This window comes from Paracoccus sp. P2, from assembly GCF_046335115.1.
Taxonomy (GTDB): Bacteria; Pseudomonadota; Alphaproteobacteria; order Rhodobacterales; family Rhodobacteraceae; genus Paracoccus; species Paracoccus pantotrophus.
The window spans coordinates 1-18,484 of the sequence record NZ_JBGOSN010000019.1 but is presented as its reverse complement, the minus strand read 5'-3'; the positions used below and the strand labels follow the sequence as shown (position 1 = coordinate 18,484).

General features: G+C 67.1%; 23 protein-coding genes. 14 read left to right on the top strand and 9 right to left on the bottom strand.

Going from position 1 to position 18,484, the window contains the following annotated elements:
• Positions 1 to 44: 44 nt before the first annotated feature.
• The 9 genes from ACDP63_RS13365 to ACDP63_RS13325 form a co-directional block, all read right to left on the bottom strand.
• Positions 45 to 275: a DUF2188 domain-containing protein gene (locus ACDP63_RS13365; RefSeq protein WP_054538604.1), complete on the bottom strand. Its 231-nt coding sequence runs from the start codon at positions 273 to 275 to the stop codon at positions 45 to 47.
• Positions 265 to 1,521: a restriction endonuclease subunit S gene (locus ACDP63_RS13360; RefSeq protein ID WP_409928133.1), complete on the bottom strand. Its 1,257-nt coding sequence runs from the start codon at positions 1,519 to 1,521 to the stop codon at positions 265 to 267. Before ACDP63_RS13360 ends, ACDP63_RS13365 begins: the two co-directional genes overlap by 11 nt.
• Positions 1,514 to 3,031 carry a type I restriction-modification system subunit M gene (locus tag ACDP63_RS13355; protein ID WP_409928123.1) on the bottom strand — a complete coding sequence of 506 codons (1,518 nt, stop codon included), beginning with the start codon at positions 3,029 to 3,031 and terminating at the stop codon, positions 1,514 to 1,516. The genes ACDP63_RS13360 and ACDP63_RS13355 overlap by 8 nt, the downstream gene beginning before the upstream one ends.
• Positions 3,031 to 3,621, bottom strand: a complete 591-nt coding sequence (locus ACDP63_RS13350) for a restriction endonuclease subunit S (protein WP_013654482.1) — start codon at positions 3,619 to 3,621, stop codon at positions 3,031 to 3,033. The genes ACDP63_RS13355 and ACDP63_RS13350 overlap by 1 nt, the downstream gene beginning before the upstream one ends.
• Before the next feature lie 82 nt (positions 3,622 to 3,703).
• Positions 3,704 to 4,090, bottom strand: coding sequence for a bacteriophage-like protein (locus tag ACDP63_RS13345; protein ID WP_041375641.1), 387 nt, complete (start codon positions 4,088 to 4,090; stop codon positions 3,704 to 3,706).
• Positions 4,087 to 5,412 carry a recombinase family protein gene (locus ACDP63_RS13340; RefSeq protein WP_409928122.1) on the bottom strand — a complete coding sequence of 442 codons (1,326 nt, stop codon included), beginning with the start codon at positions 5,410 to 5,412 and terminating at the stop codon, positions 4,087 to 4,089. Before ACDP63_RS13340 ends, ACDP63_RS13345 begins: the two co-directional genes overlap by 4 nt.
• The gene (locus ACDP63_RS13335) at positions 5,409 to 5,864 is read right to left on the bottom strand and encodes a DUF2924 domain-containing protein (protein ID WP_409928121.1); all 456 of its coding nucleotides are present in this window, start codon (positions 5,862 to 5,864) and stop codon (positions 5,409 to 5,411) included. Before ACDP63_RS13335 ends, ACDP63_RS13340 begins: the two co-directional genes overlap by 4 nt.
• Positions 5,865 to 6,187: 323 nt before the next feature.
• Positions 6,188 to 6,919 carry a hypothetical protein gene (locus tag ACDP63_RS13330; RefSeq protein WP_134727203.1) on the bottom strand — a complete coding sequence of 244 codons (732 nt, stop codon included), beginning with the start codon at positions 6,917 to 6,919 and terminating at the stop codon, positions 6,188 to 6,190.
• A 1-nt stretch (position 6,920) separates the two neighbouring features.
• A complete protein-coding gene (locus ACDP63_RS13325) occupies positions 6,921 to 7,598 on the bottom strand; it encodes a S24 family peptidase (protein ID WP_134727204.1) in 678 nt (225 codons plus the stop codon).
• 116 nt (positions 7,599 to 7,714) lie between these two features.
• Here ACDP63_RS13325 and ACDP63_RS13320 point away from each other — a divergent pair, with 116 nt between their 5' ends.
• From ACDP63_RS13320 to ACDP63_RS13255, 14 genes are all read left to right on the top strand, one after another.
• Positions 7,715 to 8,398 carry a hypothetical protein gene (locus ACDP63_RS13320; protein WP_409928120.1) on the top strand — a complete coding sequence of 228 codons (684 nt, stop codon included), beginning with the start codon at positions 7,715 to 7,717 and terminating at the stop codon, positions 8,396 to 8,398.
• Positions 8,399 to 8,595: 197 nt separating this feature from the next.
• The gene (locus tag ACDP63_RS13315; protein WP_409928119.1) at positions 8,596 to 8,862 is read left to right on the top strand and encodes a helix-turn-helix transcriptional regulator; all 267 of its coding nucleotides are present in this window, start codon (positions 8,596 to 8,598) and stop codon (positions 8,860 to 8,862) included.
• Complete coding sequence (locus ACDP63_RS13310) at positions 8,862 to 9,209, top strand: hypothetical protein (RefSeq protein ID WP_409928118.1); 348 nt, start codon at positions 8,862 to 8,864, stop codon at positions 9,207 to 9,209. The genes ACDP63_RS13315 and ACDP63_RS13310 overlap by 1 nt, the downstream gene beginning before the upstream one ends.
• 35 nt (positions 9,210 to 9,244) lie before the next feature.
• Positions 9,245 to 9,727: a hypothetical protein gene (locus ACDP63_RS13305; protein ID WP_409928117.1), complete on the top strand. Its 483-nt coding sequence runs from the start codon at positions 9,245 to 9,247 to the stop codon at positions 9,725 to 9,727.
• A 104-nt stretch (positions 9,728 to 9,831) separates the two neighbouring features.
• A complete protein-coding gene (locus tag ACDP63_RS13300) occupies positions 9,832 to 10,689 on the top strand; it encodes an ATP-binding protein (protein WP_094022089.1) in 858 nt (285 codons plus the stop codon).
• Between the two features lie 22 nt (positions 10,690 to 10,711).
• Positions 10,712 to 11,485, top strand: coding sequence for a hypothetical protein (locus tag ACDP63_RS13295; protein ID WP_409928116.1), 774 nt, complete (start codon positions 10,712 to 10,714; stop codon positions 11,483 to 11,485).
• Between the two features lie 79 nt (positions 11,486 to 11,564).
• Positions 11,565 to 11,795 (top strand): hypothetical protein, encoded by a 231-nt coding sequence (locus ACDP63_RS13290; protein ID WP_115756407.1) that lies wholly within the window; start codon positions 11,565 to 11,567, stop codon positions 11,793 to 11,795.
• 140 nt (positions 11,796 to 11,935) lie between these two features.
• Complete coding sequence (locus ACDP63_RS13285; protein WP_409928115.1) at positions 11,936 to 12,163, top strand: DUF6511 domain-containing protein; 228 nt, start codon at positions 11,936 to 11,938, stop codon at positions 12,161 to 12,163.
• A gap of 12 nt (positions 12,164 to 12,175) precedes the next feature.
• Positions 12,176 to 12,598, top strand: coding sequence for an HNH endonuclease signature motif containing protein (locus tag ACDP63_RS13280; RefSeq protein ID WP_409928114.1), 423 nt, complete (start codon positions 12,176 to 12,178; stop codon positions 12,596 to 12,598).
• The gene (locus tag ACDP63_RS13275; RefSeq protein WP_168782150.1) at positions 12,595 to 12,810 is read left to right on the top strand and encodes a hypothetical protein; all 216 of its coding nucleotides are present in this window, start codon (positions 12,595 to 12,597) and stop codon (positions 12,808 to 12,810) included. Before ACDP63_RS13280 ends, ACDP63_RS13275 begins: the two co-directional genes overlap by 4 nt.
• A complete protein-coding gene (locus tag ACDP63_RS13270) occupies positions 12,807 to 13,658 on the top strand; it encodes a hypothetical protein (protein WP_409928113.1) in 852 nt (283 codons plus the stop codon). Before ACDP63_RS13275 ends, ACDP63_RS13270 begins: the two co-directional genes overlap by 4 nt.
• Complete coding sequence (locus ACDP63_RS13265) at positions 13,655 to 14,404, top strand: hypothetical protein (protein ID WP_409928112.1); 750 nt, start codon at positions 13,655 to 13,657, stop codon at positions 14,402 to 14,404. The genes ACDP63_RS13270 and ACDP63_RS13265 overlap by 4 nt, the downstream gene beginning before the upstream one ends.
• A complete protein-coding gene (locus ACDP63_RS13260; RefSeq protein WP_409928111.1) occupies positions 14,401 to 15,720 on the top strand; it encodes an ATP-dependent RecD-like DNA helicase in 1,320 nt (439 codons plus the stop codon). The genes ACDP63_RS13265 and ACDP63_RS13260 overlap by 4 nt, the downstream gene beginning before the upstream one ends.
• An 8-nt stretch (positions 15,721 to 15,728) precedes the next feature.
• Positions 15,729 to 18,320 (top strand): VapE domain-containing protein, encoded by a 2,592-nt coding sequence (locus ACDP63_RS13255; RefSeq protein ID WP_409928110.1) that lies wholly within the window; start codon positions 15,729 to 15,731, stop codon positions 18,318 to 18,320.
• Positions 18,321 to 18,484 lie beyond the last annotated feature (164 nt).

Below are 18,484 nucleotides of genomic sequence, written 5' to 3'. Positions count from 1 at the left end.
CCCTCCTTCGGCAAACTGCTGCTTCAAATTCCTTGCGTTCGGCGTTAGCCCTTCGGCGGATAGGGGTCCTTGCCATAGGTGTTCCGCTCACGGATCTTCCCGTCACGGCCCTTCAGGAAGGCTTCCCCTTTTGTCTCAGTCGCCTTCTCGCGCGAATGCGCCCAGGCATCGGACTGGGTGTCCGTGACCTTGCTGGCGCGCGTCGCGCCTTCGCGCTTGGACTCCCATTTCCCGTCCGGGCGCTGTTGGGTCCAGTAGTTCTTCTTATCCGGCATGTTCGGCCTCCTCGGTCATAATAGGGGTTTCGGCGTGGTTGAGCGGGACCCTCCACTCGCCGGTTAGAAGCTTCTGCATCAGGCCGCGCTTCTGGCGGGTCAGGGCTTCGATCTCGGCGTCGATGCCGGCGCACTCGGCATGGGATGCGTTCACGATGTCGGCGATTGCGGCTTGTTCGCCTGGATCCATCGGGAGGCGGAGCTTGCCTTCAAGGAACTGGCTGTTGGTGACCGCGATTGTGTTTTTGGCGCCCTTCTGGACGAGGGGATGGAGGTAATTGCGGGCGGCCAGCGGCGACTCGAAGAGCGCGTCGAGGACCACGCCCAGCGCGTAGGTCTGCGGGGTGAAGACGCCGTAGAGCGGGGAGACGATAACCTCGCGGTCGATTTTGCTTTGCTTGATGATGCCGAGCGGGAAATCGCCCGTGGGGCTCTTGGTGTAGACGATGTCGCCCGGAAGGACGCGATTATAGTGGTCGGTGTTCGCAGCCGAGAACGACCGGCCGAGATGCTCGACCTGGTTCACCAGCCCCTTATGGACTGAGACCGAATAGACCTCCTCAGCGCCGGTCGATTTCGATCCGTGCTCGTGGAGGACCTCGCTCAACGGGACAACGCGCCACTCACCGGTGAAGCCGGGCAACCTGACCTTGCCCGTGAACAGATGGGTCCGGAACCAGACGCGGCGGCGGATGTTCAGCGCGCGGAGGGCGTTGAGCTTTTCGAGCGCCTCGTCCCAGGTCCGCAGGATCTCGGCGATCTTGCGCTGTTCGGGGAGGGGGGGGAGGCCAAAGGTGAACTCAGAAAGCGCCTCTTGGCTGAGATTGTTGATGCTGGACCCCCCGCCGCGCCGATGAAGATGCTCTAGGAAAAGTGGCGACCTCACCAGCTTCGACAGGTAGCTGTGGTCAACGGCCGGCGATTTGACGCGCGCACGAATGGTGAAACCGGAAAAGGTCACCGGCTCCTTGACACCCGAGATGAGCACGCAGCGACCAACAAGGTCCTTGTTACCATTGGACCGGACAAACAGAAGATCGCCGTCACGAAGCAGATCATCTTTTCCGATCTCATTTGTGATATTAACAGTTGCGGTTTCGTTGAAGTCAGCAAGCGTCTCATGCCGCTGAAAATCACCAACGCCGACGACCTTAACTGAATGGCCACGCTCGCCGCGCACGAAATTGATTCCGTTGCGAAAGTCCGCAACGTTAGCAAGGGTCGTTCGTTTCCACCCCTCACGCATCAACACCCAGCTCCCTCAGATACCCGGCCATCTTCGCCCGCACCTCGGCGAGTTCCGCCTCGATCCGCTGGATGTCCTTCTGCACGGCGGCCACGTCGATTTCCTCCTCCGGCTCGAAGGTATCGACATAGCGGGGGATGTTGAGGTTGTAGCCGTTCTCGGCGATTTCCTCCGGGCTCGCTCGGTGCGAATACCGCTCGACCTCGGCGCGGGTGGCGTAGGTTTCCAGCACCTTGGCGACATGCGACTCGTCCATCACGTTCTGGGTCTTGCCCGGCGTGAACTCCTTGCTGGCGTCGATGAACAGCACGTCGCGCCGATCCGCATTTGCGCCGCCTTCCTCGCGCGAGCGGTCGAAGATCAGGATGGCGACCGGGATCCCCGTGGTGGTGAACAGGTTGGCCGGCAGTCCGACCACGGCGTCGAGCAGGTTCTCCTCGATCAGCTGCTGGCGGATGCGCCCCTCGGCCCCGCCCCGGAACAGCACGCCATGCGGCACGATCACCGCGACGCGGCCGGACTGGCGCTTGGCGATCTCGATCATGTGGGTGATGAAGGCGTAGTCGCCCTTGGATTTGGGCGGCACGCCGCGCCAGAAGCGCTTGTACTGGTCGCTGTCGGCGTCCTCCGCGCCCCACTTGTCGAGCGAGAAGGGCGGATTGGCGAGCACCACGTCGAAGCGCATCAGGTGGTCGCCTTCGACCAGCGCGGGGCTGTTGAGCGTGTCGCACCATTCGATGCGGGCGGCGTCCTTGGCGTGCAGGAACATGTTCATCCGGGCCAGCGCCCAGGTCGCCCCGTTCACCTCCTGCCCGTAGAGGGCGAAGTTCTCGGAGCCGACTTCCTGCGAGGCCTGGATCAGCAGCGAGCCGGAGCCGCAGGCGGGGTCGCAGATCGTGTTGCCGGGCTGTGGCGCAGCGAGCTTCGCCAGCAGACGCGACACGGCGGTGGGCGTGTAGAACTCGCCCGCCTTCTTTCCGGCGTCCGAGGCGAAACGCGAGATCAGGTAGATGTAGCACTCGCCGATGATGTCCTCGGTCACCCGCGACGGGCGCAGGTCGAGCGCAGGCTTGGCGAAGTCCTCGAGAAGATTCTTCAGGCGGCGGTTGCGATCCTTCGGGCGGCCGAGGTTGGCCTCGGAGTTGAAGTCGATGTTGCGGAAGACGCCCTCGAGCTTGGCCCGGTTCGCGTCCTCGATCTTCTCCAGCGCGATGTTGATCAGCTCGCCGATATTGGCCTCGTTCCGCTGGGCGTAGAGGTCGTAGAAGCTGGCGCCCTCTGGCAGGATGAAGCGCTCGCGCTCGAGGCGGCGGCGAATGCGGGCCACGTCGTCGCCATACTGCTTGCGGTAGGTCTCGAGATGGTCGTTCCAGAGGTCCGAAATGTACTTCAGGAACAACATGACGAGGATGTAGTCCTTGTACTGGCCGGCATCGACGGCGCCCCGGAAGGTGTCGCAGGCCGCCCAGGCGGTTTGATTGATCTGCTGTTGGGTAATCTGATCGGTCATCAGGCAATTTCCTTCTGGTCGGCGGCCTTCGCTGCATCGCCGAGAATGGCGCTTACGAGTTCTTCGCGGCGAGCGGCGAGTTGACGGAGCAGCTGCCCCTCCTGCCGGGCGAGGGCGTCGAGTTCGACGATACGTTTCTGCGTGGGCAGGTCGGGCACGGCGATCTCGAGGTTCTCGAGGACCGCCATGGGAATCATTCTGAGGCTTGTGCCCTGCGCTTCCGCGCCGAGCCTGCGCTGCGCGTCGGGCTGGTTAATGGCCCATGCCACGTATTCGGGGAGAACGCGGTCCCTGTCGGGGCGAACGATCACCAACGGGACAATGACCACGACGGGCTCCGGCAGCGAAGCGGGAATGGCCACCGCGGCGTTCGGCTCGCCACGCGATCGAAAGACGACCTCGCCGCCGCGGACGAAGTATCGGTCGGACAGCTTGTCCAGGTCGTACCTCTGGAAGTCCGGTCCTGGCGCTTCACCGTTCGTTCCGACGTCTCGCAGCTGAAGCGCCGGCACGCCACCCTCCGACAGCGGATCGAGCCTGCCGCGCGCCGTGTAGCCGGAGTGAATGTCCGAGAGCTCCGCGAGCCGCATGAAAGAATCCTCTGTAAGACGATTTACAGAGATCTATGCGAGCCCGCCCCTCGAGTCAATCCTTCAAAGCGCAGTTTTCTTCCTACAGAGAAAAATGCAGCGCCTGATGCTGCCATGTGAGCGGGAACGGCTCCAGCACCTGCGCGAGCGTCACCTCCGGCCCCTGCTTCCCGTCCAGGATCGCGTCGATGATGTCAGGCGCGAGCAGCGTGAGCCGTAGGACGCGGGTCATGTAGGAGGGCGCGATGCCCTCTCGTTCGGCCAGTTCGGCGATGGTGGCGTATTCGCCCGACTCGAGCATCCGCTTCCATCGGAACGCACGGGCCAGCGCCTTGACCAGCGTGCTGTCAGTACGCTGCGATTGCGTGGCGCCCTCGGGCAACTGCATCTCCTTCTTCCCGCCACGCTTCACGATCCGGAACGGGACGTGGAGCGTCACAGTCTCCGGGATCGGCGTGCTGCGGTTCATGCGGCCGCCTCGATGCCGCCGGCCAGCATCTCGCGCGCGAGGCTGCCGAGCCCGTCGACGCGCAGGCGCACGTTGAGCCCGTCCGTGCCGATGTCCACACGCTCGACCAACAGCGCCACGATGCGCGCCTGTTCGGCCGGGAAAAGCTCGTCCCACATCGGATCGAGCTGCTGCAGGGCCGCGCGGGTATCGGCCTCGGTGATGTCGTCGGCGTGGGCGCGCGCGGCCTTCCACGTGCCCGCCACGATCTCGGGTTGGCGAAACACGGCGCGCAGCTGGTCGATGATTGCCGCCTCAATCTCCCCTGCCGGTAAGCGTCCAACAGGACACGAACCCGCACCATGCTTAAGCACCGTCTGGCTTACGTAGTAGCGGTAGAGCTTTTCGCCCTTGCGGGTGTGCGTCGGGGAGAAGGCCGCGCCGTCGGGTCCAAACAGCAGACCCTTCAGCAGTGCCGGCGACTCGGCGCGTGTTCGCATCGCCCGCTTGCGCGGGCTCTCCTGCAGAATGGCGTGGACGCGGTCCCATGTTGGGCGGTCAATGATGGCGTCGTGCTCGCCGGGGTAGCTGTCGCCCTTGTGGACCGCTTCGCCGATGTAGGCGCGGTTATTCAACATCCGGTAGAGGTATTTCTTGTCGATCCGGTTGCCCCGTGGCGTGCGGATATCGCGCTTCGCGACCTCGCGTGCCAGTTCCGTCCCGGATCCGATCTCGAGGAATCGACCGAAGATCCAGCGGACATGCTCGGCGGCTTCGTCATCGATCACCAGCTTCCGGTTCTGGACCCGATAGCCGTAGGGCGGCACCCCGCCCATCCACATGCCCTTCTTTCGGCTGGCGGCGACCTTGTCGCGGATGCGCTCGGCCGTGACCTCCCGCTCGAACTGGGCGAACGAGAGCAGGATGTTCAAAGTCAGCCGGCCCATCGACGTGGTGGTGTTGAACGACTGCGTCACGGAGACGAAGGTTACGCCGTTCCGGTCGAACACTTCGACCAGCTTAGCAAAGTCGGCGAGCGAGCGGCTGAGGCGGTCGATCTTGTAGACCACCACCACGTCGACGAGCCCGTCCTCGATGTCCTCGAGCAGCCTCTTCAAGCCTGGGCGCTCGAGCGTGCCGCCCGAGATGCCGCCGTCGTCATACTGATCGCGGACCAGCACCCAGCCCTCTGAGCGCTGGCTGGCGATGTAGGCTTCGCATGCCTCGCGCTGGGCGTGGAGCGAGTTGAACTCCTGCTCCAGCCCTTCCTCGGAGGATTTCCGAGTGTAGATCGCGCACCGGAGTTTCCGGACCATTCCTGATTTCGCAGGGGCCTTCGTCATGTCCGCGCCCTCCGGTTCTTCAGCCCAAAGAACACCCACCCATTCCAGCGCGTGCCCGTGATGGCGCGCGCGATAGCGGACAGCGACTTGTACGGCCGCCCCTGCCATTCGAAGCCGTCGGCGGTGACGGTGACGATGTACTCGACACCTTGCCACTCGCGGAGCAGCCGCGTGCCGGTGATGGGGCGGTCACGGTCGAGGCGCATGCCGCGCTTCTTCTTGTCACCGCCGTCGAGTTCCTTGCCCAGCCGTTCCAGCCGCCGGATCGTCTCCGGCTTCAGCCCGCCATAGGCGAGCTCCTGGATGCGATAGGTCAGCCGGCTCTCCAGGTAACGCCGGTTGAACGGCGGAGGCTCGCTGTCGAACAGATCGCGCCACTGCTGCTTCAGTTCGGGCGTCGTCGCAGTCTTCAGTGCCGCCAGGCGCGCGGGGATGGGATCGTGGGTCGTCATGCGTTTCTCCGGTGAGTTGGAGTTGCATGACGGCATCGCTCGGCCGGAGAGTGTAGGCGAATTTCTCCAGTCTCGTCAGAAGGTTCGCCCCGCTCGCGCAGCAGCAGCCGGATCAGCCCGAGCGCCAGCAGGCCGCACAGTTCGCCGCGGCGCTCGGCGGGAGTCATCTGGTCGGGCGGCAGCGGGTTTGAACCCCGCTGTGGATTTGTCGGCACGTTTCGCATGGGGGAAACGCTACCCGCACACCCTCCGAAAACAATCGGATTCAAAGGCTTATGGGAGTCCCGCGTAAGCCTGCGCAGAGGATAGGAACCGGCGGAGCCTCAGTGACGAATCGCCGGCGCGACCTGGGCATCGGTGTCGAGAACCAGCGCCGATCTCCAGAGCGGCGTCTTCATGAACACCGCCTCCTCGAAGCGATAGCTAGCCGTGCCGCGTCCCTGCTGTAGCAGCCCCGCCCAGCAGAGCGGGCGCAGCACCTGGATGTAGAGCTGGCCCATCACCTCGTCGTAGCGCGGCAACGGCCCCATCTCGGGTTCTCCGAAGAGCACGCGGCGAAGGTGGGCGCCGGTGGCGCCGTTCTCGGACTCGACGTTGAGCACGTTCAGGAAAACGTCCCAGTTGCCCAGGATCGGCGCGTCGTCGAACCGCGACATGCTGGCGTGGTTGATCCGGAACAGGAAGAACGGGACGACCGTGCCGAAAATCCGACCGGGATGGCCCGCCAGTGCCTGGCCAGCCTTGGTTGGCCGGAATTCGCCCTTGTAGTGCCGCCCGAGCTTCATCGCGATCATCAGGTCGTGAAGCACCATCAGCGGGGCGAAGTCGGGCTCGTTCAGCACCTTGTTGACGGCGAAGAGGTCCGCCTCGGTGTGGCCGGGCCAGTCGAACTCGGCCGCGGCCCAGTGCACGAAGACCCGCTTGAAGGCCCTGGACGGCGTCAGGGAAATGCCGCCATGCTCGTCTACCCAGGCGAAGGTCTTCTCCATCCCGCGCACCAGCGGCGAGAACACCAGCGCCGGATCGGCATCATCGACCTCGCGGAACGCAATCACCTCAGATCTCCCGCGCGAACCAACGGATGCGGCCGACGATGTGGATCTCGTCGGCCGTTCTTTCGTATTCGGGGTAGTGCTTGTTGTCGGAGATGACGCGCACCGCGGGCGGGTCGCTGTTGGGGATGTGCTCGAGCCGCTTGGCGACCAGCCCCATCCCGTCATCCAGCACGAAGATGCCGGGCGGGTTGGGCGCACGCCGGGTCATGTCGACCAGCACCGCGTCACCGCTGAGCAGCGTCGGCGCCATGCTGTCCCCCTCCACATGCATGATTCGCAGCTGCGACGGGCTGGCCTTGAGGCTGTTGCGGATCCAGGAGCGGCGGAAGTGGTAGACGCGGCCGGGCGTGTCGCCGTCCTCGGTCACGACCGCGCCGCCGCCCATTGCTGGGCGCGGGGTGGCGTGGGCGATGGCCACGAAGGCGTCGTCAGGATTGTCCAAGAAGGGGGGCTTCCCCTCCACCTCGCCAATGCCGTGGATCAGCCAGTCGCGATCGACCTTCAGCACGCGGGCGACCTCTGCCAGCCGGTCTATGCCGGGGCGGGCTGAACGGCCACGGAGGATGTCGTAGACGAAGGAACGGTTCACGCCGGCCATCTCGGCAACGTGGGCAGGACTGATGCCGAGCTGATTGGCCCGGGCTCTGAGGCGGTCGGAAAGCGTGTGGTGCTCGGTCATGTCATCCCCACCCGTCTGTGGATGAAATAGGATAAAATCGGATTGATCGAAGCCCGTCAAGCGAATAAGAACAGAAGGTAAACATCTTACACGGGAATCGGCGCGGAGGGCAGTGAATGCACATCGACAAATTGTACTTCACGCTCCCCGAGATCCTCGAGCGGTGGCAAATCACGGAAGCGGACCTGATCTACCTTGCCGAGAACGACAAGCTGCGTCTGTCGGTGCGCGTGTTCGGCGTGCCCATGGAGTTCGGCGACTACGAGGAAGGTGCGGACGGCGAGCCGTACAAGGTGCCGTGGGAGCAAAGCTACCACAGCGGCCTGCTCGATCTCCACGCCCGCGATGTGTTCCAACTTTTCCGGTGTGGCGAGGTCCATCTCGAGAGCTTCCGGACGCCGAAGGCCGACTACGCGACGACCTGGGGCGATGCGAAGCCCGTCCTCGTCATGATCGGCGACCTCCTTCTAAGGCGCGATGAACGCGACCGTTTCGAGATCGAGACCGGGTTCTCGCCGGGCGGACAGCCGATGGAGGAGGCGACCTTCATCCACTCGGTCGACTATCTCGAGGTTCGCTGCAACGGCTGCCGGTTCAAGCTGGGCCCGATCCAGGCGGAAGTCGTGCGTGCGCTGCACGAGGCGGCGCAGGCCGGGGCGCCCTGGGAGAACGGCAAGGCGATCCTGTCGCGCGCGGGCTCGAAAAGCCTGCGCATGGCCGACGTCTTCAAGTCGCAGAAGGACTGGCGGCATCTGATCCGCTCCGACCGGCGTGGCGGCTACCGTCTGAATCTCGACTGACCTATCCCCTGCCGCTCGGCCTCTGTGGGACCGGGAGGGGGATGAGTGAGGGATGGTGGGGGATGACGGTGCCCCGCCAGCGGCCAAACACCAGTCCTGCAAGGGCTGACTGATCCCCCTCCGCATCCCCCGCCGATCCTGACGACATCCCACAGCGGAATTTCGCATGTTCTCCTCGACAACGAGAGGAGACACCGATGCTGCAGAGGCATTGCCTGAACCAGAAGGAGCTGGCCCGGCGCTGGGGGATCTCCCACCGGACGCTGGAACGCTGGCGATACAGCGGCCAGGGACCGGCCTTCCTAAAGCTCGGTGGGCGCGTGCTCTACCGGCTCGCCGACGTCGAAGCCTTCGAGCAGAGCCAGCTTCAGCGTGCGCTGAAGATCAGCGAGGCGGTCGCGCGCGCCGGCCACGCGCCCCGCCGTCTGAGCGCGGACCCCGCGCGGGCCGCACGGGTATGCTGATGGTCGCCGCGATCCCTTTCGGCGCCCGCGTGGCAATGCCGAAGCTCACCGACGTCGAGCTCTACGCCTGGATCGCGCAGGCCGAAGCTGGCGCCAGGATCGAGTACCACTGCGGCTTTCTCGGGATCGATGTCACGCCGGTGATTTCGACCTTACCCGAGCCCGAACGCCGTCAGCTTGCCGATCTCGGTCAGGCCGCGTTGGGCGCCTTCGAGAAGGGCCTCGTCCACCTCGTGCAGGAGCGCGTGGGCCCCGACCGCTTTGCCTACATCGCCGTCGCCCGGCCCAGACCGAAGGCCGCCGCTCCCTCGCTCTCGGCGCTGCTCCTCGAAGAGCGGGCAGCGTGATGGCCCTGCCATTCCCTTCCAACGGAGACCCCGCCATGCCGCACCCCGACAATGCCCCCCGCCTCATTGATCTCGAAGGTCTCGCCATCGGCGACATCGCGGCGCTGCCGCCCGAGATGCTGCTGGATCTGCAGACGACGGCGCTCGCCGAGACCGCCCGCGTGAAACGGCTGCGGGACCGGCTCGAGGCCGGAATCGCGCAACGCTACGAGGCCGCCGTCGCGGCCGAGCGAACCGCTCAGGGCAAGACCAGCGGCACCGTGCGCGTCGAGGACGAGGGCGTCGTGATCGTCGCGGACCTGCCCAAGAAGGTCGCGTGGGATCAGGACCGTCTCGCCGCCATGGCAGAGCGCATCCGCGCCGCCGGCGACGATCCGACCGAGTATCTCGAAATCGCCTACCGCGTGCCCGAGCGGCGTTTCGGCGCCTGGCCCGCGGCGATGCGCGAGGGCTTCGCGGACGCGCGCAGCGAGACCACCGGCAAACCCGTCTTCCGGCTCGAGGCTCGAGACCGGTGACGCGCGGCGGCGGGACGCCCGGTCGGCAACGCCGGGCAGGTTCCCCTTCGGCACCCGGTCACCCCCGCCGCCGCGCACCCTGAACGCAACCTCCGGAGAACCCCATGGCCTTCCGCATCATCACCGCCGACGAACGGCTCTCAGCCGCCGAGAACAAGACGTCCCTCGCCATCTTCGGCCCGCCCGGCGTCGGCAAGACGACGCTCCTGAAGACGCTGCCCGCCGAGGAGACCGTCTGCCTCGACCTCGAGGCCGGCATGAAGTCGGTGCAGGACTGGCGCGGGGACTCGATCCCGGTGCGCAGCTTCACCGATTTCCGCGACCTCGCCGTACTGATCGGCGGGCACGATCCGGCCCAGCATCCGAAGTCCTGGTACGGCGCCGAGTATCACGCCTGGCTGCAGCAGCAGTATCTCGGCACGGGCATCGAGGACTTCCTCGCCCGCAAGCGGATCGTCTTCGTCGACTCGATCACCGACCTGACGCGTCAGGCCATGGCCTATGCCCGCCAGCAGCCGGAGGCCTTTTCCGAGCGGACCGGGAAGCCCGATGTCCGTGGCGCCTACGGGCTGCTCGGCCGCGAGGTGATCCAGGCGCTGAAGCACCTGCAGCACGCCCGCGGCAAGACGGTGATCTTCGTCGGCGTGCTCGAGAAGGTGACCGACGAGTTCGGCACGGCGACCTGGCAGCCGCAGATGGAGGGCACCAAGGCCGGGCGCGAGTTGCCGGGCATCGTCGATCAGGTGGTCTCGATGCAACTCTTCGGCCGCGACGCCAAGGGCGACTGGACCCTCGACGAAAACTCCGCCGAGCGCCGCCTCGTCTGCCGCTCCGGCAATCCCTGGGGCGTTCCCGCCAAGGACCGCTCCGGCCGCCTCGATGTGACCGAGGCGCCCGATCTCGGCGCGCTGATCGCCAAGATCGACGGCCGTGCACCCGCCCACACCGCCACCCCTTCCTGATCCAGACGCAAAGGACAGATCCATGAGCTACGATCTCAACGACGCCCAGCCGCAGATGGCCCCCATCGGCGAGCTGATCCCCGACGGCACCTTCGCCAAGGTCCGCCTGACCGTGCGCCCCGGCGGCGTCGACGGCGCCACCCCGATGGACACGAAGCTCCTGAAGGCCTCGCAGTCGAGCGACGCGAAGATGCTGGACTGCGAGTTCACCATCCTCGAGGGGCCACATGCCCGGCGGAAGTTCTGGCAGAGCTTCACCGTGGCGGGCGGCAAGGTCGACGAGAAGGGCCAGTCGATCGGCTGGAAGATCTCCAAGTCCACCTTTCGCGCGATGGTCGACAGCGCTCTCGGGCTCGATCCCAGAGACGAAAGTCCCGACGCCAAGGCCAAGCGGGTGCTGCCCGGGCTCAAGCATCTCGACGGCATCGTCTTCGCCGCGCGGATCATGGTGGAGCCCGCCTCCAACCCCCAATACCGCGACCAGAACCGGATCGCGAATGTCGTTCTGCCCGACGAGCCGCAGCATGCCGCGATCATGCGCGGCGAAACCGTGCCCCCGGAGCCCGTCAACGCCCCGCCGCGGAAAGCCACGAGCGCGCCGGCGCCGGGCTGGCAGGCGCCCACGCCGGCATGGGGTGCGCAACCGCAAGCCCCGGCGGCGGCTCCGGCCTGGGGCGCACAGGCGCCCGCGCCGCAGCCCACGCAGCAGTCGCCCGCCCAGCAGTCGCCCGCGTCCCCGCCGTCCGCGTCGGGCGGAGCGCCGGCGACCGGCATGCCCGCCTGGCTCAATGGGTGAGGCGCGGTCGGCAGCACGGCGGCGGAGGTCAACCCGGCCTTCGCCGCCGCCCGAGGCCCGGCGCGATCCTGCCGGGCCGATGACCCCGGATGAATGGCAGGCGCACGTGACGCGCGAGGCGGCGCTGGAGATCGGACGATGGCTCGAGGCCCGAGGAAGACTGCACGCCCCCATCGCAAGCCTCAGCCTCGGCGACCTCGAGGCCATGGCCACCAACGCGATCTCGCGCTGGATCGTGCTCCAGTCCGAAAAACTCCAGAGGGCGGGTTGGCCGCCCGAGGACCCGATCGGGAGCTTCTTGCTCGGGTAGCGCTCTGCGCCGTCTGCGCCCGAGAGGCGCGCGGCTTCGGCTACTGCCACGGCCTCCGCTGGGATCGCCATCCATACCACCGCTTCTGCTCGCGCCGCTGTCAGGACGTGGGCAGCGCCATCGCCCAAAGGAACAACGGCATGATCGACAAGACCGCGCGCGAGGCCCGTGCGATCCGCGACGCGCGGACGCTCTTCGCCGAAGCGCTCACCGACCTCGGGCTTATGGAGCCCTTCTTCCACCGCGGCGCCGAGGACATCGACCGCCTGATCGAGGCGGCGGTCACCGGCTACATCGACAGCATGCAGGAGCAGGCCGCGCGCAAGGAGCGCACCGGCACGGTCCTGGATGACCCTCTGCCATTCTAGTCGGAGAGCGAAATGACCAACGGTGAAATCTGGAGAACCGTCCCGAGCGCCCCCGACTTGCTAGTGAGCAGCGAGGGGCGCGTGATGCTCGCGCCCTATCGCGGTCCGATACCCAAGGGCGGCGAACGATCCTACGGGGGCACGCCGACGTTCGGCGTGTGGAACAAGCAGGATGCCCGCTTCATCATCGTGGTGCGCGGAACGACCTACAAGGTCGCGAGGCTCGTCGCAGAGGCGTTCCACGGACCCGCGCCATTCGACCGCGCCGTCGTCATGCATCTCGACGAGAACGCCGCGAACAATCGCGCCGACAACCTCGCGTGGGGGACGCAGCGCGAAAACCTGAACGCGCCTGGTTTCCTCGAATACTGCCGTGGGAGGGCCGGAGATCGTCATCCCGTCGCCGTCGGCAAGCGTCGGAGGGCACGGTCATGATCGACCTGAACGACGACACCGCGTCCTGCAGCTGGAAGCACCTGCTCGAGGCCGCCACCGAAAACGCCGTCACCGACTTCGAGATCGAGTTCTGCGACAGCCTCCACGAGAAGCTCGCGCGGTTCGGCGAGAACGCCCGGCTGACGGACGCGCAGTTCCACAAGCTGACCTGCATCGCGCAGGCCGGCGGGTTCTGGGAGCGCGAGCGATGATCGACCTCAACCATGGCTCGGGTTTCCTCTACGGCGCCGGCGCGCCACGTCCTCCCATCGCCGAAGCCGTGTCTGCCGCCATCGACACGGCGCTGTCCGCGCGCCACCGCGCCGAGCGTCCGCGGACCTATGTCAGCTCCTCGGGTCTCGGCCGCGATTGCCTGCGCCAGATCCAGTACGACTTCCTCGCGGTGCCGAAGGACGAGGGCCAGGAGTTCGCGCCGCGCACGCTGCGCATCTTCGAGGCGGGCCACCGGGCCGAGGACATCGTCGCGGGCTGGTTCCGGATCGCCGGCTTCGACCTGCGCACCGAGCGCCCCGATGGTCGCCAGTTCGGGTTTGAGGCCCTCGGCGGGCGCTTCAAGGGCCATATCGACGGCTGTCTCGTCTCGGGCCCGGTCGCGGTGGACTATCCCGCGCTCTGGGAGAACAAGGCGCTCGGCGCGGTCAGCTGGAAGGATGTGGTCAAGCGCGGCGTCAGCCTCGCACGGCCGGTCTACGCGGCCCAGATCGCCCTCTATCAGGCCTACATGGAGCTGCCCAACCCGGCGCTCTTTACCGCGCTGAACCGGGACACGATGGAGCTGCACGCCGAGCTCGTGCCCTTCGATGCGCATCTCGCGCAGGAAATGTCGGATCGCGCCGTCGCCGTGGTGCGGGCCTCCGAGGCCGGGGAATGGCTGCCGCGCGCCGCGGCCGAACCTACCGCAGTGCTCTGCTGCGGCGGCATGGCGGCCGGCAAATGGCACGCCCCCTGTGCGTGGGCGAAACGGTGCTGGGGTGAGCGGCGTCCCGGAAACGCTCCGGTGGAGCGTTTCAGCCGCGAACGGGCGGAGCCCCGGCCATGATCCCCGACGCCTATGAGCTCAAGCGGATCGTGCGCGCGCATCGCGAGCGGTTCTGGTGCTCCGACCTTCTCGGAGCGGCGGAGTTCGCGCCGATCTATTTCTTCGACGATCAGGCCGCCTTCGATGGCGATATCGTCGACCGCGCGATGACCCGGGTGCTGACCGGTCCGCTTCGGCTGCCGCACCCGTCCGTGATCTTCGAGGTGCGCGAGCAGCGCGCGTCTCCATCGGGCCTGATCGTCTGCGCCCGCGCCGACGGTGATATCGTCGAGGCCACGTTCCTCATGCGCAAGCGGGCGCCGCGCGGCTGGACGGATTGCCTAGTGCGGATCTGGATGCATCCGGACGGCAAGGCGGAGATAGAGGGCAACCCGGCGGAGCAGAGCGACGAGACGGTCCGCGGTCACGGCGAAGTCGCTGCCGGCATCGTCTGGCGCGCGCTGACCATCCTCGGCGCCTCACCTGAAATCCGCGACCGCAAGGTTTCGCCTGCAAAACGGTCCCGCCTGTCCCGCGAGGGCGTGCGCGGATGGGTCTGGCGCCAGGTCGCCATCGATCCGGAGCGCCTGCGCGCGGCGACGCCGCCTCAGGGCGGCAGTCACGCCAGCCCACGCTGGCACATCCGACGCGGTCACTGGCGGCAGCTCGCCGACGGTCGCCGGGTCTTCGTCCGTCCGTGCGAGGTGGGCGATCCGACCCGCGGCGGGATCGTCAAGGATTACGCAGTGGAGGCACCCCATTCATGACCGAGTTCACCCCATCCGCCACGCAGGCCACCGCGATCCGCGAGATCAAGGAGTGGTTCGAGACCCGCACCGAGCAACAGCAGGTGTTCCGCCTGTTCGGCTATGCCGGGTCCGGCAAGAGCACCGTGCTGAAGTTCGCGCTCGAGGAACTCGGCCTCTCGCCCCACCGCAGCGCGAAGGACGGCCGGTGCGTGCCCGGCGTCGTCACCGCCACCTTCACCGGCAAGGCCGCGCTGGTGCTGACACGCAAGGGCACGCCGGCGCGCACCATCCACAGCCTGATCTATTCGGTGATCGAGGCGACCGAGGAGGAGATCGAGGAGGCTGCCCGCAAGATCGCGCTGGCCGAACGCGACGCGCTTCGCCTCACCGGGTTCGCGCGCACCACGGCCGATGCCGCGATCGAGGCGATGCGCCAGGGACTCTCGGCGATGAAGCACCCGCGCTTCGCCCTGAACCCGCAGAGCGACGCGGCCGACGCCCGGCTCATCGTGCTCGACGAGGTGTCGATGGTCGGCGAGGAGATGGCGCGCGACCTGATGAGCTTCGGCAAGCCGATCCTCGTGCTCGGCGATTCCGGCCAGCTGCCGCCGATCCGGGGCGAAGGCGCCTTCACCCGCGACGAGCCGGACGTGATGCTGACCGAGATCCACCGCCAGGCGGCGGAAAGCGCGATCATCCGTCTCGCCACCATGGCGCGGGAGGGCCGGCCCATCGGCTTCGGCGTCTACGACGACCATGTTGCCAAGCTCCGCAAGGGCGACATCACGCCGGAACAGGCGCTCCGCGGCGGCCAGCTGATCTGCGGACTGAACGCCACGCGGTTGCAGATCAACAACGCCATGCGCGCCGCCGCAGGGCTCGGCGGGACCTGGCTGCCCACGGGACCGGCCGAGAAAATCATCTGTCTGAAGAACCAGAACGATCTGGGACTGATCAACGGGATGTTCGTGACGCTCGAGGACATCGTCGACGAGGGCAGCCTCTACTTTTCGGCCGTCGTCCACGATGAGGACGGGCGCCGCATCGGGGAGCCCTACGACGACGGTCGCCCGGGCCGGCTGCGCATCTACAAGGGGCATTTCGAGGACCACGTCGCCTACGACAACAAGCGCCATGACCGCGACTACAAGGAGAAGCGCCTGCTGACCGAGGCGACCTTCGGCTGGGCGATCACCGCCCACAAGGCACAAGGCTCGCAGTGGGAGAATGTGATCGTCTGGGACGACGGGCTCGGCCGCAGCGAGATCGACCGCCGCCGCTGGCTCTACACCGCGATCACCCGGGCCGAGCGCGGGCTCGTCCTTCTGGCCTGAGGGGCGCGATGATCGACCTCAACGACATCGCGGTCCAGAAGACCCGGCACGATCTGGCGGCGGTGAAGGACCGCCTGGCCTCTTCGGCCGCCGACTGGCTGCCCCGGCTCTTCCCCGAGGCCCGGCTTGCGCGGGACCGTCGTTCCTTGCGCTGCGCAGACCTCTCCGGGCGCCCGCCGCGCAAGGAAGGCTCGTGCACCATCCATCTCGACGGGCCCTATGCCGGCTGGGGCTTCGACTACGCCACGGGCGAGCGGGCCGGTCCCATCGACCTGATCGCGCAGGCGACCGGGCTCTGCGACGGCGCACTCTTCGACGAGGCGGCGCGGCTCGCGGGGATGGATCACACTGCGCCGCAGCCCGCGCCGAAGTCGTCCATGCGCGCGCGCCCGGATCACTCGGCCGAGATCGCGCGGCTGGTCGACGGGGCCGAGCCGATCGCAGGCACGCCGGGCGAGACCTATCTGCGCGCCCGAGGGGTCTCGGATCCCGGATCGCCCGACCTGCTGTTCCATCCCGACTTGCCGGACTTCGACAGCTGCCGGGGCTGGCCCGGTCTGATCGCGATCCTGCGGCTGCCCGACGGAGGGCGCGCGCCCGGCATCCACCGCACCTTTCTGCTCGACGACGGCAGCGCCAAGGCGCGTCCGGGCAAGAAGATGCTCGGCAGCGTGAAGGACGCCGTGGTTCGCCTGTTCCCGATGCCGGGGGACGGACACATCGGCATTGCCGAGGGCATCGAGACCGCGCTCGCCGCGCACGCGCTCTACGGCACACCGGTCTGGGCGGCGCTGTCGGCCGACGGACTGGCGCGGTTCCAGTGGCCCGAGGGCGCCCGGCGCGTCACCATCTACGCCGATGCAGGCGACGCCGGTCGCCAGGCGGCCGCGACGCTTTCGGACCGCTTGAACCGGGCGGACATCCCGAACGAGATCGTTGCGCCGCTCCATGGCGACGATTTCAACGACGACCTGCTGCGCGGCGCCCGCGCCAAGGATTACACGCGCCCGGCAGAAGCGACAGCGGGTAGGAAGGCCGCGGATGCGGTCGACCCGGAGACGGCCACACCCATCGTTGCGTCCGCCGACGATCCCGCGACCTTGATCGCTGCGGCCGAGGCGCTGACCAACCCGCCCGAGTTCGAAGCGCTGTCCACTCTGCTCGGGCGCATCGCGCTTGCAAAGCTCGACCCGCTGCCCGAACGGCAGGTCATCGCGGGGATCAAGTCCGCGACAGGCATCGGCATGTCGGTCCTCACACAGCAGCTGGCCGAGCTCCGCCGCCGTGTGAACGCCACCGGCGACCCGCACGCACCGATCCCGAAACCTGCCTGGTTCAGGCGTCTCCGGCTCGACCTCGCGGGCGCGCCCGAGCGCAACGAGGCCAACGTCATCGTCGCACTGACTTCCGATCCGGCTTTCGCCGGCGTTCTCGCCTTCGACGAGTTCGCGCAGGAGATCGTGGTGCGCCAACCGCTGCCGTGGGATTGTGCTGCCGCATCCCTCCCGCGTCCCTGGGAGGACGCCGACGACATTCGCACCGCCGAATGGCTGCAGCTGCGCGGCATCAACGTGGCGCCGGTGGTCGTGAGCCGCGCCGTCGGCGCCGTCGCCCGCGAGCTGCGCATTCATCCTGTCCGCGACTGGCTAGACACCCTGAAATGGGACGGCACGCCCCGGGTCGAGACCTGGACCAGCGCCTATCTCGGCGCGGAACCCACGGCGTTCCATCACACCATCGGCGCGCTCTGGCTGATCTCGGCCGTCGCCCGCATCTACCGGCCCGGCGTAAAGGCCGACCACATGTTGATCCTCGAGGGGCCGCAGGGCGCGCGCAAATCCACTGCGATCAAGGTGCTCGCGGGCGAGGATTGGTTCACCGACGAGCTCCCGGAACTCGGCTCGAAGGACGCGGCGCTGCACATGCAGGGTGTCTGGATCGTGGAAATCGCCGAACTCGACGCCATCGGCCGTGCCGAGGTCTCGCGCATCAAGGCGTTCCTGACCCGCACCACCGACCGCTTCCGCCCGCCGTATGGCCGCTATACCGTCGAGGTCCCGCGCCAGTGCGTGTTCGCCGGCACCGTGAACCCCGACACCTATCTGCGCGACGAGACCGGCAACCGCCGCTTCTGGCCGCTCCGCTGCGGCGCCATCGACATCGCGGCGCTCGCCCGCGACCGGGACCAGCTCTGGGCCGAGGCGGTCCATCGCTTCCGCGCAGGGGCAATCTGGTGGATCGACGATCCGGCGCTACTGGCGGAAGCCCGAGAGGAACAGGACCGCCGCTACCAGTCCGACGCCTGGGACGACCTGATCGAACACTGGCTGACGCACGAGATCCGCACTGTCTCGGACGGATTCCCCGACTACGGCAATTCCCGGACGGAGAGCGTTCCGCGCCCGGAGCCGCTGAGAGATGTGTCGGTCGGTGAGATCCTCGAGGAGGCCATCGGGCTCGAGCCAGCCCGCTGGACCCGCGGCGACCAGATGCGCGTCTCCGCCTACCTCAAGGCGAACGGATGGGAGCGGTACCGGCGGCGCGACGAGGGCGGGCGCGAGGCGCCGCGGGAGTGGCGGTATCGGAGAGGTGCCAGGTAGACTCGTGATGAGGCGGCAAACGGCCAAAACCGGACCTTGGTATCGACATCTCTGTATCCAGCGGCGTTGTTGCAGAACTCCGTTTTCTGAGGGATTCACACTGCGAATCCAGTGGGCTAAGGGGCGAGTATGAGCAAGCCTGAGCCCACCCGCTACCGCACGAT

Excerpts from the sequence above, each read along its gene's own strand:
- ACDP63_RS13335 (WP_409928121.1), bottom strand. The coding sequence starts at position 5,864 with ATGACGACCCACGATCCCATCCCCGCGCGCCTGGCGGCACTGAAGACT.
- ACDP63_RS13355 (WP_409928123.1), bottom strand. The coding sequence starts at position 3,031 with ATGACCGATCAGATTACCCAACAGCAGATCAATCAAACCGCCTGGGCG.
- ACDP63_RS13325 (WP_134727204.1), bottom strand. The coding sequence starts at position 7,598 with ATGACCGAGCACCACACGCTTTCCGACCGCCTCAGAGCCCGGGCCAAT.
- ACDP63_RS13300 (WP_094022089.1), top strand. The coding sequence starts at position 9,832 with ATGGCCTTCCGCATCATCACCGCCGACGAACGGCTCTCAGCCGCCGAG.
- ACDP63_RS13345 (WP_041375641.1), bottom strand. The coding sequence starts at position 4,090 with ATGAACCGCAGCACGCCGATCCCGGAGACTGTGACGCTCCACGTCCCG.
- ACDP63_RS13320 (WP_409928120.1), top strand. The coding sequence starts at position 7,715 with ATGCACATCGACAAATTGTACTTCACGCTCCCCGAGATCCTCGAGCGG.
- ACDP63_RS13315 (WP_409928119.1), top strand. The coding sequence starts at position 8,596 with ATGCTGCAGAGGCATTGCCTGAACCAGAAGGAGCTGGCCCGGCGCTGG.
- ACDP63_RS13265 (WP_409928112.1), top strand. The coding sequence starts at position 13,655 with ATGATCCCCGACGCCTATGAGCTCAAGCGGATCGTGCGCGCGCATCGC.
- ACDP63_RS13290 (WP_115756407.1), top strand. The coding sequence starts at position 11,565 with ATGACCCCGGATGAATGGCAGGCGCACGTGACGCGCGAGGCGGCGCTG.
- ACDP63_RS13285 (WP_409928115.1), top strand. The coding sequence starts at position 11,936 with ATGATCGACAAGACCGCGCGCGAGGCCCGTGCGATCCGCGACGCGCGG.
- ACDP63_RS13260 (WP_409928111.1), top strand. The coding sequence starts at position 14,401 with ATGACCGAGTTCACCCCATCCGCCACGCAGGCCACCGCGATCCGCGAG.
- ACDP63_RS13310 (WP_409928118.1), top strand. The coding sequence starts at position 8,862 with ATGGTCGCCGCGATCCCTTTCGGCGCCCGCGTGGCAATGCCGAAGCTC.
- ACDP63_RS13350 (WP_013654482.1), bottom strand. The coding sequence starts at position 3,621 with ATGCGGCTCGCGGAGCTCTCGGACATTCACTCCGGCTACACGGCGCGC.
- ACDP63_RS13295 (WP_409928116.1), top strand. The coding sequence starts at position 10,712 with ATGAGCTACGATCTCAACGACGCCCAGCCGCAGATGGCCCCCATCGGC.
- ACDP63_RS13280 (WP_409928114.1), top strand. The coding sequence starts at position 12,176 with ATGACCAACGGTGAAATCTGGAGAACCGTCCCGAGCGCCCCCGACTTG.
- ACDP63_RS13255 (WP_409928110.1), top strand. The coding sequence starts at position 15,729 with ATGATCGACCTCAACGACATCGCGGTCCAGAAGACCCGGCACGATCTG.
- ACDP63_RS13270 (WP_409928113.1), top strand. The coding sequence starts at position 12,807 with ATGATCGACCTCAACCATGGCTCGGGTTTCCTCTACGGCGCCGGCGCG.
- ACDP63_RS13365 (WP_054538604.1), bottom strand. The coding sequence starts at position 275 with ATGCCGGATAAGAAGAACTACTGGACCCAACAGCGCCCGGACGGGAAA.
- ACDP63_RS13360 (WP_409928133.1), bottom strand. The coding sequence starts at position 1,521 with ATGCGTGAGGGGTGGAAACGAACGACCCTTGCTAACGTTGCGGACTTT.
- ACDP63_RS13305 (WP_409928117.1), top strand. The coding sequence starts at position 9,245 with ATGCCGCACCCCGACAATGCCCCCCGCCTCATTGATCTCGAAGGTCTC.
- ACDP63_RS13275 (WP_168782150.1), top strand. The coding sequence starts at position 12,595 with ATGATCGACCTGAACGACGACACCGCGTCCTGCAGCTGGAAGCACCTG.
- ACDP63_RS13340 (WP_409928122.1), bottom strand. The coding sequence starts at position 5,412 with ATGACGAAGGCCCCTGCGAAATCAGGAATGGTCCGGAAACTCCGGTGC.